Annotated in this window: 16 protein-coding genes and 1 tRNA gene; 10 read left to right on the top strand and 7 right to left on the bottom strand. The window is 52.9% G+C overall.

The annotated features are described in order from the left end of the window. Positions 1-12: 12 nt before the first annotated feature. On the bottom strand, positions 13-255 hold the full coding sequence (locus POG22_RS17165) for a hypothetical protein (RefSeq protein ID WP_071592145.1): 243 nt from the start codon (positions 253-255) through the stop codon (positions 13-15). 101 nt (positions 256-356) lie between these two features. Here POG22_RS17165 and POG22_RS17160 point away from each other — a divergent pair, with 101 nt between their 5' ends. The 6 genes from POG22_RS17160 to POG22_RS17135 all read left to right on the top strand — a co-directional run bounded on the left by POG22_RS17160 (position 357) and on the right by POG22_RS17135 (position 5,921). Further along, the gene (locus POG22_RS17160) at positions 357-968 is read left to right on the top strand and encodes a DUF3318 domain-containing protein (RefSeq protein ID WP_063717247.1); all 612 of its coding nucleotides are present in this window, start codon (positions 357-359) and stop codon (positions 966-968) included. A gap of 58 nt (positions 969-1,026) precedes the next feature. Then, positions 1,027-1,350, top strand: a complete 324-nt coding sequence (locus POG22_RS17155) for a phasin family protein (protein ID WP_017663210.1) — start codon at positions 1,027-1,029, stop codon at positions 1,348-1,350. Between the two features lie 57 nt (positions 1,351-1,407). Next, complete coding sequence (locus POG22_RS17150; protein ID WP_017663211.1) at positions 1,408-1,956, top strand: FKBP-type peptidyl-prolyl cis-trans isomerase; 549 nt, start codon at positions 1,408-1,410, stop codon at positions 1,954-1,956. A gap of 536 nt (positions 1,957-2,492) precedes the next feature. After that, complete coding sequence (locus POG22_RS17145; protein ID WP_063717246.1) at positions 2,493-3,074, top strand: FeoA family protein; 582 nt, start codon at positions 2,493-2,495, stop codon at positions 3,072-3,074. A gap of 60 nt (positions 3,075-3,134) precedes the next feature. Then, entirely contained in the window at positions 3,135-5,468 is a 2,334-nt protein-coding gene (feoB, locus tag POG22_RS17140) for a Fe(2+) transporter permease subunit FeoB (protein WP_063717245.1), read from the top strand. A 231-nt stretch (positions 5,469-5,699) separates the two neighbouring features. Continuing rightward, positions 5,700-5,921, top strand: a complete 222-nt coding sequence (locus POG22_RS17135; RefSeq protein ID WP_074170915.1) for a FeoC-like transcriptional regulator — start codon at positions 5,700-5,702, stop codon at positions 5,919-5,921. Positions 5,922-5,941: 20 nt separating this feature from the next. Here POG22_RS17135 and POG22_RS17130 read toward each other — a convergent pair whose 3' ends face one another. Both POG22_RS17130 and POG22_RS17125 read right to left on the bottom strand, forming a co-directional pair. Continuing rightward, the gene (locus tag POG22_RS17130; protein ID WP_223307555.1) at positions 5,942-6,142 is read right to left on the bottom strand and encodes a hypothetical protein; all 201 of its coding nucleotides are present in this window, start codon (positions 6,140-6,142) and stop codon (positions 5,942-5,944) included. A gap of 162 nt (positions 6,143-6,304) precedes the next feature. Further along, entirely contained in the window at positions 6,305-7,534 is a 1,230-nt protein-coding gene (locus tag POG22_RS17125) for a methionine gamma-lyase family protein (protein ID WP_017663220.1), read from the bottom strand. 122 nt (positions 7,535-7,656) lie between these two features. Between POG22_RS17125 and POG22_RS17120 the strand changes: the two genes are divergently transcribed. Beyond that, on the top strand, positions 7,657-8,511 hold the full coding sequence (locus POG22_RS17120; protein ID WP_017663221.1) for an acyl-CoA desaturase: 855 nt from the start codon (positions 7,657-7,659) through the stop codon (positions 8,509-8,511). Positions 8,512-8,650: 139 nt separating this feature from the next. Here POG22_RS17120 and POG22_RS17115 read toward each other — a convergent pair whose 3' ends face one another. Then, positions 8,651-9,025 (bottom strand): hypothetical protein, encoded by a 375-nt coding sequence (locus POG22_RS17115; protein WP_498906587.1) that lies wholly within the window; start codon positions 9,023-9,025, stop codon positions 8,651-8,653. 199 nt (positions 9,026-9,224) lie between these two features. Between POG22_RS17115 and POG22_RS17110 the strand changes: the two genes are divergently transcribed. Next, positions 9,225-9,298: transfer RNA gene (locus POG22_RS17110), tRNA-Arg, on the top strand. A gap of 222 nt (positions 9,299-9,520) precedes the next feature. On the opposite strand, the gene POG22_RS17105 is transcribed toward POG22_RS17110, so the two are convergent. Together POG22_RS17105 and POG22_RS17100 are read right to left on the bottom strand one after the other, a co-directional pair. Further along, entirely contained in the window at positions 9,521-10,660 is a 1,140-nt protein-coding gene (locus POG22_RS17105) for an SWIM zinc finger family protein (protein ID WP_498906586.1), read from the bottom strand. 15 nt (positions 10,661-10,675) lie between these two features. After that, the gene (locus POG22_RS17100; protein WP_190288618.1) at positions 10,676-10,837 is read right to left on the bottom strand and encodes a hypothetical protein; all 162 of its coding nucleotides are present in this window, start codon (positions 10,835-10,837) and stop codon (positions 10,676-10,678) included. Positions 10,838-11,117: 280 nt separating this feature from the next. On the opposite strand from POG22_RS17100, the gene POG22_RS17095 reads away from it, so the two are divergent. Beyond that, complete coding sequence (locus POG22_RS17095) at positions 11,118-11,522, top strand: hypothetical protein (RefSeq protein ID WP_498906585.1); 405 nt, start codon at positions 11,118-11,120, stop codon at positions 11,520-11,522. Between the two features lie 49 nt (positions 11,523-11,571). Here the strand turns inward: POG22_RS17095 and POG22_RS17090 are convergent, their stop codons facing one another. After that, entirely contained in the window at positions 11,572-13,266 is a 1,695-nt protein-coding gene (locus POG22_RS17090; RefSeq protein WP_498906584.1) for an ArnT family glycosyltransferase, read from the bottom strand. A 117-nt stretch (positions 13,267-13,383) separates the two neighbouring features. On the opposite strand from POG22_RS17090, the gene POG22_RS17085 reads away from it, so the two are divergent. After that, on the top strand, positions 13,384-14,970 hold a 1,587-nt coding region (locus POG22_RS17085), incomplete at its 3' end, for a hypothetical protein (RefSeq protein WP_498906583.1).

The following is a 14,970-nucleotide window of genomic DNA, read 5'->3' as shown; positions in this document are numbered from 1 at the left end:
TCTTCCCCCTCTTCACTCTTCCTTCTTCCCTCTTCCCTCCCTATCGCTACTCCACCCCCACCAGACACAGCCGCATTCGCAGTGATAGAACTCCTGCCATTTGCGGTGGTGGTCTTCCGTATAAACGGGCGCTCGTCGGTTGAGCCAAACTTCTGTCGCGTCGCGACTGCTGGCACCACAAGACGGACAACAAAACTCGAACGCATGAACGGCGGATTTCGTCCAAGCTGGGGGAATTGGCGCAAAAGCATCCATAGGGGAAAATAATAAAACCGTAAAAATCCCTTTTATTTATTGTGGCTGCTGTCGTGCGATCTGCAAACGCCGCTGAGTTCCCGTCGTTCTCCACTCTACCCATGAATCCAGCCCCCGAGATTCGCCGCTTGCTCGATTTAATGCCCGCCTCCGGGCGCATGATGACGAAAATCGTCAGCCAACCGACGCTCCCTAAAGTCATCGAGACGCCGTTTCCGCTGCCCTGGAAGCGCGATCGCCCCATCTTTATCAACTTTGACTACTGGCGCGATCTCTCTCAACCCCAACGGGATTTACTGCTGTTACGAACCGTCTGTTGGCAGATCGAAATTCGCTGGTTTAAATTCGACGTATATCGCGGTTTGGGATTGGCGGGAATCCTCGCCACCTCTGTTGAAGTCATGCAAGGAGACCCCGTCGGTATCGTCGCAGCGGGGGGATTTACCGCTATTGCCTTAAACCAAGTCTGGCGCAAAACCAAATCCTCTGAATCGGAACTGGCCGCCGACGAAGCCGCGATCGCCATCGCCCAACGTCGCGGTTATTCCCAAGCCGAAGCTGCCAAACATCTGCTCTCGGCCATTAAAGCAGCGGCGGATATCGAAGGTCGTCCGGGGCTGTCATTTACCGAGTTGATTCGCGCCCAAAACCTACGAGCGATCGCCGGTGCGTCCCCCGTCGGCGTTCCCGAATCGATTCGTCAGGAACCCTAGACGCGCTAGGATCGGCATAGGTTCGAGCTGAGAACGTCGCCAGTTAAGAGAAAATCCGATGGATAACAACAATTTACTAACGCAACTGTTGATGATCGGCGTGGGAACGACTTCCCTCGTAGCGGAGAAAATTAAAGAAGTCAGCGATCGCTGGGTGAAAGAAGGCAAAATCGACTCGGACGACGCCAAGTCCCTCATCGACGATTTCATGGGAAATCTAAAGTCGGAACAGGGAAACTTGGAAAAACAGCTCGAACGTCAGCTTCGCAACGCCATGCAAGACTTGGGCGTTCCCCGTCAAGCGGAAATGGACGAGTTGCGCGGACGGCTCGATCGCCTCGAACGACAAGTTCGCGATCTCGAAAACAAGCTTTGGCGATAAGCTAGTCTAGGCTTTGAGATAAGCTCTGCCAATCGAATCGATACAGGAGGACTGATTTTGCGACCGATTTTGATTAGCTTGAGCGTGATGGTGGTTTGTGCGCTTGTCTTGGTCTTCGCACTCATCGGAACGCAGCGTCAAACTGCCCTCGCCAACGAAACGCAACAACCGCAAGCCGTACAAACGGCTAGTCCCGAGCGAGACGAACCCACTCTCGTCGCTCAAGCACTCGACAGCGACGCCGAAATTGCTGACGACGAGAACGTCGAAGCCACGGAATCCGGGTTACAGTACGTCAAACTCGAAGAAGGCGACGGTGCCAGCCCTCAACGGGGTCAAACAGTGGTGGTTCACTACACCGGAATGCTCGAAGACGGTACCGTCTTCGACAGCTCTCGCGAACGGGGACGGCCGTTTTCGTTTCGCATCGGCGTCGGCCAAGTCATTCGCGGTTGGGATGAAGGCGTCGGTATGATGCAAGTCGGCGATCGCTGGAAACTCATTATTCCCCCGGAACTCGCTTACGGCGAACGAGGTGCTGGCGGCGTGATTCCCCCGAACGCGACGTTAATTTTCGATGTAGAACTCCTACGCATCGCAGGATAGGTGTACGGTAAAGCGGGAAGTGTGAAGGGTTCGGCGTGAAAGATGCGGAACGACAACGGATTGCAGGGTAGTCGCCGCTGTTCTGCTTCAAGACTTCCCCCTATTTCTTCAGTAGAGGTTGGTTCGCCAGCCTCTACTGTTTTTTTCAGGTCGTGAGGTGATGGGGAAAAACGCTTCCCCGTCTTCACTCTTGACACTTGACTCTTCAGTGAAAGAGAGAAACCGTCAGCGACGAACAGTTTCGATCGCCTTTTCTCAATATCTTGGTCAATAATCTTAACAGGCAGCTCTTGTTTTTGGGAAAAAATTGCGCTATTAATGAAAATAACTTTCAACTACAGGCGAGCGAAATCGAACTTGCCTGAGTTAAAAAACGTTTACATGGCGCGGTTAATGCGGAAATGCCCCCAGATAGAGCGTTTTAAATTAAAGAATCTTTAAATATTATAACCTGTCAACTATATTGTGATAAATTATCTCTTCAGTTAAGATTAAATGAGAATTTCTACAAACTACTGTACTGGGAGATAAAGTTCATGCTCGAACGAAACCAAACCCGCGGCCGTCGCCAACGCTCCCGAAACGGATGGGGCTTTACGTTTTTAGGAGGAGACCTCGAAACGGGCAGTTCCAACCGAACCCAACCGGCGATCGCAGTCTCGTCGTTTCCCCTATCGGAAGCCCAAGTCGGCGATCGCCTGTGGGTGGTCGAATCCATCGGCGGCCAGCAATCGCACGAACTGCACGTGGGAGACGAACTCACAGTCATCAATTTGACCAAAAGCGGCTCGGCCATCGTCGAAGTCAACGGCGATCGCGTGGGGTTGTGCGCCCGTCGCACTCAATCGACCCTCGTGTCTCGCGATGCCAACGCCGTCGCCGACTTAAAACACCTGCGGGACTTAAAAGTCGGATCGACCGGCCGCGTTCTCAGCTACGACTGTCCCCAACGGGGCTACCGCAAACGCTTGCTGGCCATGGGACTGACGCCGGGAACCGAATTTACGGTGACGCGCTACGCTCCCCTTGGCGATCCCATCGAAATCAAAGTGCGCGGCTTCAGTTTGAGTTTGCGAAAAGACGACGCCGATGCCTTAGTTGTCGAACAGGTGCGCTAGTGCCAGTTTGACGCGTTCTACCTTCAAGTTGACGAGTGACACGGATAAAGTAACGACACCATGACTCAGAAAACGATCGCGTTGGTGGGAAATCCCAACTGCGGAAAAACCACCTTGTTTAACGCATTTACGGGGACGAACCAACGCACGGGGAACTGGCCCGGCGTCACCGTCGATCGTAAAGAGGGCGAATACCAACACAACGGACTCAAAGTAACCGTCGTCGATTTACCTGGCGTTTACGCCCTCGACGCCGAAGACGACGACGCCGGACTCGACGAAAAAATTGCCCGAGATTATCTCATGTCGGAAAAAGCCGACCTCGCGGTCAATATCGTCGATGCCTCGAACTTAGAGCGAAATTTATATTTGACCACCCAGATGTTAGAAATGCGCCGGCCGATGTTGGTGGCGTTAAACATGGTCGATCTCGCCGAAGAGCGGGGAATGTCGATCGATCCCGTCAAACTATCCCAACGGCTCGGCTGTCCGGTGATTCCCATTGTCGCCTCGAAAAGCGACGGCGTAACGCTCCTGTGCGATGCCATCGAACGGGAATTACAAAACTTGTCCGTTCCCCACACTTACGTCGCCTATCCCGCTGTCGTCGAAGATGCGATCGCCGAACTGATTCCCTACATCGAAGAACGGCGATCGAACCGTTGCGTCGATCCTCGCTGGACGGCATTGAAGCTCCTAGAATACGAAGATTCCGTCGCCCCCGACTTACAAAGCCGAGAACTCGATCGCCTCGTCGTTCCCCACCGCCGCCAAATCCGACAAGTTCTCGGAGAAGACCTCGATTTAATCGTAGCTGACAGCCGCTACGAATTTATCCATCAAGTTACCGAAGGCACGATCGAACGCAGTCGAGAAGTCGATCGAACCCTATCCGATCGCATCGATCGCGTCGTCCTCAACCGTTGGTTGGGCATTCCCATTTTCCTGCTGGTGATGTATCTGATGTTCTTGTTCTCCATTAACATCAGCAGTGCCTTCATCGACTTTTTCGACATCATCACCGGAACCATTTTCGTCGAAGGTGTGGCGAACCTGATGGGGAATCTCAACGCCCCCGGTTGGTCGATCGCCCTGTTATCTGACGGCGTCGGCGGTGGGATTCAAACCGTTTCGACGTTTATTCCCGTCATCGGCTTGATGTTCCTCTTTCTCGCATTTCTCGAAGACTCCGGCTACATGGCGCGGGCTGCCTTCGTCATGGATCGGTTCATGCGCTTTATCGGACTGCCCGGTAAATCCTTCGTCCCGATGTTAGTGGGATTCGGCTGTAACGTCCCGGCAATCATGGCCGCACGCACCCTCGAAAACAAGCGCGATCGCATCATGACCATCATGATGAATCCCTTCATGTCTTGCGGGGCGCGGCTTCCCGTCTACGCCCTCTTTGCCGCTGCGTTTTTCCCCGTCGGCGGTCAAAACGTCGTCTTTGCCCTGTACCTGTTGGGAATTGCCGCCGCGATCTTCACCGGCTTAGTGCTGAAAAATACCCTCCTCAAAGGCGAATCTTCCCCCTTCGTCATGGAATTACCCCCTTACCACCTGCCCACGGTGAAGGGAATTTTACTAAGAACCTGGGATCGGCTGAAAGCATTTATCCTGAAAGCCGGAAAAGTCATCGTGTTAATGGTGATGATACTAGGGTTGTTGAACTCCATCGGAACCGACGGGTCGATCGGCAACCAAGACAGCCAAAATTCCGTACTCAGTGCCACCAGTCGAGCCATTACCCCCGTCTTTGCACCGATGGGCCTTCGTCAAGAAAACTGGCCGGCAACAGTGGGCATTTTTACCGGGGTGTTTGCGAAAGAAGCGATGGTGGGGTCTCTCGACGCCATTTACGGTCAAATTGCCTTAGAAGAAGCGGCGGCCAATAACGTCGAGGAAGAAGCCTTTGACTTTTGGGGAAATATCGGTGCCGCCTTTGCCAGCATCCCCGCAAACTTGTCTGAGATTCCCGCCGCTTTAAGCGATCCCCTCGGTTTGAGAGTCGAAGATGTCGAAAATACGGAAACCGCAGCCGAAGCCCAGGGCGTCGCTACCGGCACCTTCGGGCAGATCGTACAGCGTTTCACCGGTCAAGCGGGGGCGTTTGCCTATTTACTGTTCGTGTTGATGTATTTTCCCTGCGTGTCGGCGACGGCCGCCATTTACCGAGAAACTAACTGGCGTTGGACGCTGTTTGCGGGATTGTGGACGACGGGGTTAGCTTACTGGGTAGCCACGATGTTCTATCAAGTGGCGACGTTTTCCAAACATCCCGGCTTTTCCACGACGTGGATCGTGGCGATGTTGGTGTTGATGGGCGTCACGTTAGGGATCTTGTGGAATTTGCGCCCCGCCCGACGCAACCGACAGCGTTTTTCGGAGATTTGAGGGAATTGGGAGGTCGAACTTGGTGAATATGCGATCGGTTGGCGATCGCCACTGTTCGCAGTCCGTGGTAATCGGTGCGTGACGTCGGGGAAAAATGCCCAGATCGGAACACTCAAACGCCCGGCGTCGCGTACCTTGCCCCTACTTCAAATTTAATCGATTATTAATAACTAAATTTCGATAGAGCGTTAAAATAATAATAAGAACGTCTCGCATGGAGGTTCGCGCACCATGATTTTACAAGAATTACAAACCTATTTAAAAGAACGAGATAAAGTCCCTCTGTCTGAAATTTCGACTCGTTTTAAAATTGATTCGGATGCCCTACGACCGATGTTAAAAAAACTGGTTCGTAAGGGACGCATCCGTCAAATTCAGGAAGCGAGTACCTGTGGCGAGTGTTGTAAATGCGATCCCGCCTTACTTGAGATGTACGAGTGGGTGAAGAATTGAAGACTTTGTACTACCCTTTTTCACAAACCTTGAAACTTCACAACCCGTTCCCGCAGCCAGTTCGCTAAGGTTTCTCGTTCGATTTGACCTATTGCTAAATTCAAGAACATTTGTTCGGCATCGTCAACTGAAGCGGAAACTTCTAAGCCATTGAGGATCGAAAATGCTTCCATCGCCAAATATGCAACCCGCTTGTTTTCATCGACAAATGGATGGTTCATAGTCAATCAAAATGCTAAAGCGGCATCTCGATCGATTAGACTTGAATAGAGATATTCACCGCCAAAAGTCATCTGTGGTTGTGTTACAGATGACTCTAACGCACCCAAATTTTTAATGCCAAGCGATCCTCCCGATCTGGCGATCGCCCTTTTCAACTCGACCTAAGCCTTCCCCACCGCAGCCACAGCATCTTCCAACGCCAGCGCCACCTGTGTCCAATGGGTTCCCCCCTGACAGAACGCGATATAAGGCTCTCGCATCGGGCCGTCTGCGGAAAACTCCGACGTACTCCCGTCGATAAACGTCCCCCCCGCCATCACCAGTTTGCTGTCGTATCCCGGCATTTCCGCCGGAACCGGGTCGAGGTACGAATCCACCGGAGAATTGCGCTGAATGGCGCGACAGAACGCTACCAACTTGTCCGGCGTCCCCAATTCGATCGCCTGAACCACGTCACAGCGAGGTTCTTCGGGAAGCGGTTTGACGCGATACCCCAAATCCTGAAACACCTTCGCCACCAAATGCGTACCTTTAATAGCTTCTCCCACCATCTGCGGCGCCAGGAACAAGCCCTGAAACAACAACCGATTTTGGTCGAACGTCGCACCGCCAGAACTGCCGATTCCCGGTGCCGTGAGGCGACAGGCGGCCGCTTCGACTAAATCCGCCCGTCCGGCCACGTATCCCCCAGCCGTGACGATGGTTCCCCCCGGATTTTTAATCAGCGACCCCGCCATCAAATCCGCACCAACCGCTGTTGGTTCCCGGTCTTCGACGAATTCCCCATAACAGTTATCCACAAAACAGACCGTATTGGGATTTTGTTGTTTGACCAGGCGAACGATTTTTGCGATATCATCGATCGAGAGGCTCGTGCGCCACGAATAGCCGCACGACCGTTGAATGAGGACGAGGCGAGTTTTTGGCTCGACCGCAGTTGCCAGCGCGTCCCAGTCCACCGTTCCCGCATCCGTAAGGGGCAAAACTCGATATTTCACACCGTATTCCATCAGCGCCCCCCGGCCGCGTCCGCGCACACCAATCGCTTCTTCGAGGGTGTCGTAGGGCGAACCCACCACCGAGAGCATTTCGTCTCCCGGTCGCAAGACCCCAAAAAGCGCACAAGCGATAGCATGGGTTCCTGAGACCATCTGCACGCGCACGATCGCCGCGTCTGCGCCAACGACCTGGGCAAAGACGCGATCGAACGTATCGCGGCCTAAATCGTCGTGTCCGTATCCCGAGACACTGGCGAAGTGGCGCACGCCAACGCGATGTTCGTGGTAAGCGTCCAACACCCGTTTCAGGTTGTCCTTGACTTTTGCGTCGATCTCTGAAAATACCGTCGCAGTCGATCGAATTGCATTTGTTAAATCAATCTGAAGATTCATGGAATACGGTCGAGTCTAAGGTAAGAGGACAAACTAAAAAATCCACTTTACCTCTTTTTCCCCATATTTTGATAAAATCCAACAGGTCGATTCCAAAACTTAGAATTGTTCGAGGTCACTGCATGACAGTTGCAAAACCCCAAAAACTAGCCCTAGATTGGACCACAACTCTGTGGCTTGTAGGACTCCATTTAGCGGCAGCTTTGGCTTTTTTTCCAAGTAACTTTTCCTGGGCGGCAATTGGCGTCGCCTTGGTACTTCACTGGGTGACAGGAGGCTTGGGCATCACGCTGGGATGGCATCGTCTCATTAGTCATCGTAGCTTTCAAGTTCCCAAATGGCTTGAGTACTTTTTCCTGTTTTGCGGCACGCTCTCCTGTCAGTCGGGGCCGGTCGATTGGATCGGGATGCACCGCCTTCACCACAAGTACTCCGACACGCCCCTAGATCCCCACGATTCCAACAAAGGATTTTGGTGGAGTCACGTAGGCTGGATGTTGCACGAGATTCCCATGAAAAGGGAAGTTGACAAGGTCACGAAAGATATCGCGGACGACCCAGTTTATCAATTTTGCAATAAATATTTTATTCCCATTCAGGTCGTTTTAGGTATATTCCTGTATTTCCTAGGTGATTACCTAGTAGGTAATGGATTGTCTTTTGTGGTCTGGGGAATTTTCGTGCGGGTTGTCGCCGTCTACCACTGCACTTGGTTCGTCAACAGCGCCACGCACCAATTCGGCTATCGTGCTTACGAGTCTGGAGACGATTCTCTCAACTGCTGGTGGGTGGCGTTAGTGACTTACGGTGAAGGCTGGCACAACAACCACCACGCCTTCCAGTATTCGGCACGCCACGGCTTGAGGTGGTGGGAAGTCGATTTAACCTGGATGACGATTAGCTTGTTGAAAGCTTTGGGCTTAGCCACTAAGGTCAAGTTACCGCCTGAAGATGCCAAGCCTGTTTCTGCTAGTTAAGATTCACGTCAAAACCTTAATGTAAAGAACCCGGTTCGATTGAGAGACCGGGTTTTTCTTTGGGATTTTAGGCGATCGCGTCGGTGTTAAAGTTCGATCGCCCCTTTTCAGTGGAGTTTGGCTGACGTTCGAGTCAAGGTTAGCGCGTGACGAGTTGTCCGGTAAAGGAAGTCGGAACGCCGTCGCGCCACTGCTGGAGTTGCAATCCGTCCGCGTTTTCGGTCAACCGATACGATAGGTTGTCCGAGACAGCCACCCGTCCGGTCTCGTCTCGATAGCCCCCCCAAACGGTTTCTCCGAGGTGAATTTCGACCCATCCCGAGGCGTAAGTCGTTACTTGAGTTGGGGTATCGCGAACCGTTCCGATATAGGTTTGAAGCGGTGTTTCAGCACATCCGTCTGCGGGAGTGGGGTTCGGGTTACATATGCCTTGAGAGAACGCAGGGAATTCTCCAAACCCGAAGAGAATAGAGACGAAGCCGATCGCCAGTGCTAGGGTCGTCCGAGACTGCATATTGGGTTCTCCAAATTCACGATCGCCTAGGTCTATTTTAACGGCGATCGCGATCGCAAAATTCGGAATAAATCGCGAGAGGATACTATTGTTTGGTCAAAGACTTGAGGGGGTTTCCCGGTCTCCGACTGCAACCGTCCGAAACTGGCGATCGGCAGCTTGCTATTTCCAGCTCGCTCGAGCTATACTAGGTCGGCGTGGGCATGTAGCTCAGTCGGATAGAGCATCAGATTCCGGTTCTGAGGGTCGGGGGTTCGAATCCCTCCATGCTCGTTTAAAACACTCAAAAAGCGGGGCGATCGTTTCGTCCCGTTTTTCGTCTGTCAACTTGCAGTACATTTTACAGTGGCGTTAAATCGCGCTATAGCAACCCTAAATCAGTGAACGGGGAACGGGGAACGGGGAATCATACGAAATCCGAATTTCAAACACTGGTTTGCCCTAGTCAGACAAGCCCCTCTCTGTGTCCTCTGTGCCTCTGTGGTGAAGACCTCTTCAAAAACTCACAAATCGCCGGTCGGCGACGACCCCTAAGGGCAACCACGCCAAACCATCCCACTCGCCAAACAGAGCGATCGCCCTTCCCCCACTCACCGCCATTAACTGCCAATTGTGCTGAAACTTGGGCGAAATCGGTAACGTATTCCCCAGTTCGTCGGTCACTCGGGTTCCGCCGTCGATGGGAATTACCGCAGACAGCGACAAGGGAAAGCGATCGCACCAGGGATTCTTCCCCAACGCCTCCGCATATGCCCTCAATCCCGCGTCGATATCCGAAAACCCCGGTAACTGCGCGACGAGTTCGACCCCCTCATCCCGAGACTTCACCACCCCCCGCAACGGATACGCCCCCTCGTAAAATACCACTTCCCCCTTCCATGCCGTACCGGGAACGAAACAGTCATCTAACGGTTGGCGGTGGTGAACGTAATTGACAACGACGGCCCAGCGATGGCTTCGTTCCCCCACGAGCCAGGTTCGCTGAGCTTTTAACGTCGTTGCCCCAGTATGTTCGTTCTCCACGGATTGCCCCGCCACCAACCAGCGATCGCACTCCCCGGAACCCCGCACCACCTCGCTTTGACGCTGCGTCCAACCAATTTGAGTGCGAATTTCCGCTTGCATCCCCGGCGGTAAACGCTCGATGCGCTGGTAGCCTTCCACCAACAGCCACAACAACCCCAGTCGTTCCAACAGTCGCTCGTGCCATTGAGTACCCGTGTAGGGAATTCGCGCCATCTCCCGAAGCTGTTTGGCGATTCCGGGGGCTTGAGCGTCGATCGCTCGGGCAGCGATCGCGTCCCAATCCACATTGCTCTTTCCCTGCACCGACGCCAACCCTTCCCGCATTACGTCTCGCAGCCACAGGGACAACTCCTCCATCCCTCCTTTGACGTTCGCCGCACGGCGATCGCTCCGCTGACTCGACTTCGTCTGAGTTTTCCCCGATTTCACCGATTTCGCCCCCGTGGCCGTGCCTCGATCTCGACGTTCCACCCCCTCTTTCACCCACTCTGGCGGCGTCCGTTCCGGAATGTCTCTAGGATGTTCGGCAAAGAGGAACAACAATCCCAAAGCGTGTTTGCAGGGAACCTTGCGACTGGGGCAACTGCACCGAAACGCCGGTTCGTTCAAATCGATTTGGGTGCGTTAGGGGGTTTTGCCGCGTCCGAGACATTCTCCCCACACCGCGCGATCGCTCCGCCCACACATCTTCCACTGACGCGGTTTGGCAAGGGATTGCGCCGCTTTCTGAGATTTTTCGTCGGTAGCAAAGCTGGCAACCCGCTCGATCGTCCAACCCGATGACATTGAAAACCTATCGATCGTACTTTCTCGATTTGTTCGAGTATAAATGCCGATCCCCCCGATCGAAACTTTAAATTTTATAAAGGAGTTTTTGAGAAAAAATCCTCAGATCGCGATGTTAGCGACCCTACAGCCCGTCTACTGCAATTTTTACAATCGGAGTCGGCAATCGCACCAACACGAAAATTCGTATTACAGTGAAAATAGGATTTCCCAAAAATGCCGATCGAGACCGCAGCCACTTTGGCACATCGAAGCATTTAACCTCGTCTCGATCGATAGTTTGGTCGTACAGTCTATCGCGGCATCGGCTATGAGCGCTCCCACTTCTAACACTCACTCAATTACCTGTCCGATTTGTCACCATACCGATAAAATTCACGCAGGGCAACTGTTTAATGGCTTATATACTTGTCCGTCCTGCCAAACACGCCTCGTAATTTGCTGGAGCGGTCATTTCGTCCGCGATCCGTTTTCTCTCAGTCGTCTCGACTTCGGACAGATTCTACGCCGCCAGAGTCGTCCGTTTTCCCGAATCTTGCGAGATGTGGGAGCGCTCAAGTGGTTCGCCGCTCTCGGTGCCGTTGCCCTCGGCGTCACGCTGTTGTCCCTGCACGTGGGGGAGTCTTCTAATTCTGCAATTCCTGAAGTGCTGCCCTTCCCCAACTCCATCGAATCGCTGGAATAAACCCGAAAACGTTAGAAAAATTGGAATTTTTCTGGAATAAAGGACTCATCTAACTTGCCGACTCCCTCGTCTTTCCCCGATCGACAACGCGATCGGACTCGATAATTTCCGGGTGACAGAGTAAATGCCATCCTTCTGCCCAACCGCGATAGTCCGCGTTCGGGAGCGAAAGCGCCTTTAACGCCTCGATATCCAGCAACAGACAAGTTTCCTCGCTTTGATTCCACCGTTGCTGTAATTCCTCGAGGTCAGCACGGACGATGGGGCGATCGGTGTAAAAATCTAACGAGGGACGACTGTAGGGATGGGAGGTATAAATCGAACGGGCATCGGTTCCCTGACGCACCATCGCCGCCACCGGCTTGACGGGATAATCTTCGTTCAACTCCCACACCCACTGTGAGGAGGTGACGAACAGCAGCAGGGACAAATACAATCCCCACACTAAAACCAGCATCACCTGGGCGTCTCGCCGCCAAGTCAACACCGCCGCCAATGTCATGGTCGTCGCGACAGCGATCGCCGCCACGACTAAGTTCGCGTCTACGGTGGTGGCTTCAGCGAAATACTGCTGCGCGAAAACGGCACTGCCCCCCCATCCCCCCACGGCTAACAGTGTGAAGGTTCCCAACCACAGTTTGGGATAGGGTTTCGGTACTTCGTCTAACATCCCCGTCACCGCCGACTCGCGCCAAAATCGATCGATAGCCACCCCACAAAGCAGAGCCAATGCCGGATACAGCGGCAACAGATACCAAGGGAGCTTCGTTCCCATAAGGGACACGGCGACGAAGTAAACGCTGCCCCAGACTAGCAGCAATTTCGACCAACTCAGGACGCGATCGCCCCACGCCAGTTTGAGGCCGTAGGGAACGATCGCCAACCAGGGAAACCCGTATTTCAGCAGTTCGCCGAGGTAATACCAAGGAGGACCGCCGTTATTTTCTACGGAAGTCCACACCCGTTCGGCGGACTGAAACAGCAAATTGCCTTCGACAAACGAGGTGCCGTACAAATGGATCTGAGCGACGTACCAGGCGGCGGCGGGAACGGTTCCCAACACGACCCCACCCCACAGCCAGGGACTCTGAAGCAAGCGGGGCGTGTCCCATCGCAGAAACGCCACCACGATCGCCCCGAGTAGTAGCCCCAACATGACCCCTTTCGTCAGACAAATGGCACCGAAAGCAAAGCCGACGCCCAGGGTGTAACGCAAATCCCGGCGCGATCGCAACACCCACCACACCAGCAACGTCCAAAAACACAAAATCGCCCCGTCCAACATCGCTAAACGTCCGTGACGCACCACCGGAAGCCAGGTGAGATACACGAACGCTGAAAACACTGCCATCGATCGCCGAGGCCACAGTTCCCGTCCGATGCCATATACCAACGGAACCGACACCGCACTCAGCACGGCACCCGGAAGTCTCGCCATCGCTTCGTTGACGCCGCCGAAGTGATACGCCAGGGCGATAAAACCGTGCATTAACGGGGGTTTGTTGGTGTAGGGCGCTCCGTGCAGCGTGGGATACAGCCAGGATTGAGGATATCGCCAAATTTCGCGAGCGACTTGAGCGACGATGCCTTCGTCCCAATCCCGTAACGGTACGTCGCCGAGGTGAAGACCAAACAGGATCGAGGCGGCTAGGAGTAACGCCAATGCCCAAGCGCGATCGGTCGCGCGATCGATCGAACGAGGGGTGAAGCCCCACGCCCTTTTTTGAAATTGCGGACGCATCATAGCCAGAGAAATCGAGACAAATTTGTTAACAAAGCGAAGCGATCGGGAAATTAGGCTTTACACTATGTTCAGTTTGTTCGCGTTCTCCCGAGGTTCCGTTCGATCGAGGCATAACTGATGAATTTACCACTTGTTGTCGATATTGCTATTGGTATTATTTTTATCTATCTCATTTTAAGCTTATTAGCATCAGAGATACAAGAACTGCTGACCACAGTTTTTCAATGGCGTGCCGAACATTTGCGTCAGTCGATTCAAATTTTATTAGAAGGCGGCGGAAAAACCAATCGCTATAGAGAAACCGATCGCCTTTCTGAAGAAGTCGGACAACTGACAGAACGATTGTACTCCCATCCTTTAATTAATACGCTCAACCAAGAGGCAAAGGGGAAACTTGCGACGTTCAATCGAGATATTTTTAATAAAGTTATTAATTTCATTTATCGAGTGGCATCGTGGATTTATCAAGGACTCAATCGCTTGTTCGGACGTAAAGCGACACCTCTGACGAATCCCTTTTCCAAACAACCGAGCGCCCCGTCGTACATTCCCGCCGAAGCGTTTGCATCGACGATTGTTGAAACGTTTCAAATGTCAGAAGTCGGTAAACTGGTCAGTTTGTCGCGGTTAGAAAAGTTTCAACAACGGCAAACTGCCGAAGTTCTCAAACAAATTCGCTATCTCAGCGATCCCGAATCTCGACGGTTGGCAACCGAGCGTTTGCGCCAATCTACGCGAGAATGGAATCGAGCGCGAGAGGATTTTTCTAACGGTATCACTCCGCTTTCAGCTACGATCGATCGCATGGAAAATACGTTCGGTGCGTATGTTGCGTATTGTAGCGAATTCATTCAAGAACCCGAGAACGTTAAAAACTTTTTCGTTCACGAACTGAAATTTATTAAAGACAAATATTACAGTACCACTGAAAAACCTGCGGTTCTCGCGGCCTTAAAACCCAGTTTAAACGAACTCGTGGAACTGGTTCGCGAAAAACCTAGACTCTATCAAGAACTCGAAAACGCCGTTCGCGACAAAGACAGCCCCGCCTATCAGAAGTTCGCACAAATTATCGAGAGTTTACCCGATCTGCCCGAACCCGTCCAACGCAGCCTTAACGCCCTCACTTCCCGCATTAAGACGACTAAAAACAACGTCGAAGAGGAAGTTCAAGACTTACAGGCAGAAATCGAACGCTGGTTCGATAATTCGATGGCTCGGGCTAAAGGGGTCTATCGTCGTAACGCCAGAGGAATCGCGATCGCCATCGGTTTTCTGGTGGCCATCGCCACCAACGCCGATACGCTGTTTATGGTCGACCATCTCTCAAAAAATTCCACGTTGCGAGAAACCATCAACGAATACGCCAAAACGCAAGCCGAACGACAACCCAGTCCAGATGCTCTGAAAAATAACGTCCGCGACGCCCTCAACGATCTCTCGCTCCCCCTCGGATGGTCTGAAAATATCCAACAACAACAAATTCCCCCCGAAAAAGCGACGATGGTAGCAATTCCCCGGACTAACCGCAGCATCCCCAACCCGATGCCCTATCTGCGTCGGGCTTTTGGATGGTTCATCAGTGGCGTCGCGATTTCGATGGGATCGGCCTTCTGGTACGACTTGCTCAAGAAAGTGATTAACGTCAAGAATACTGGCGACCAAAGCAGCAGCGACGTACAAGTCCAGCGATCGCGCGATCGC

Origin of the sequence: Geitlerinema sp. CS-897, from assembly GCF_028368005.1 — a bacterium.
GTDB classification, from domain to species: domain Bacteria; phylum Cyanobacteriota; class Cyanobacteriia; order Cyanobacteriales; family Geitlerinemataceae; genus Baaleninema; species Baaleninema simplex.
This window is presented reverse-complemented; position numbering and strand designations above follow the sequence as displayed.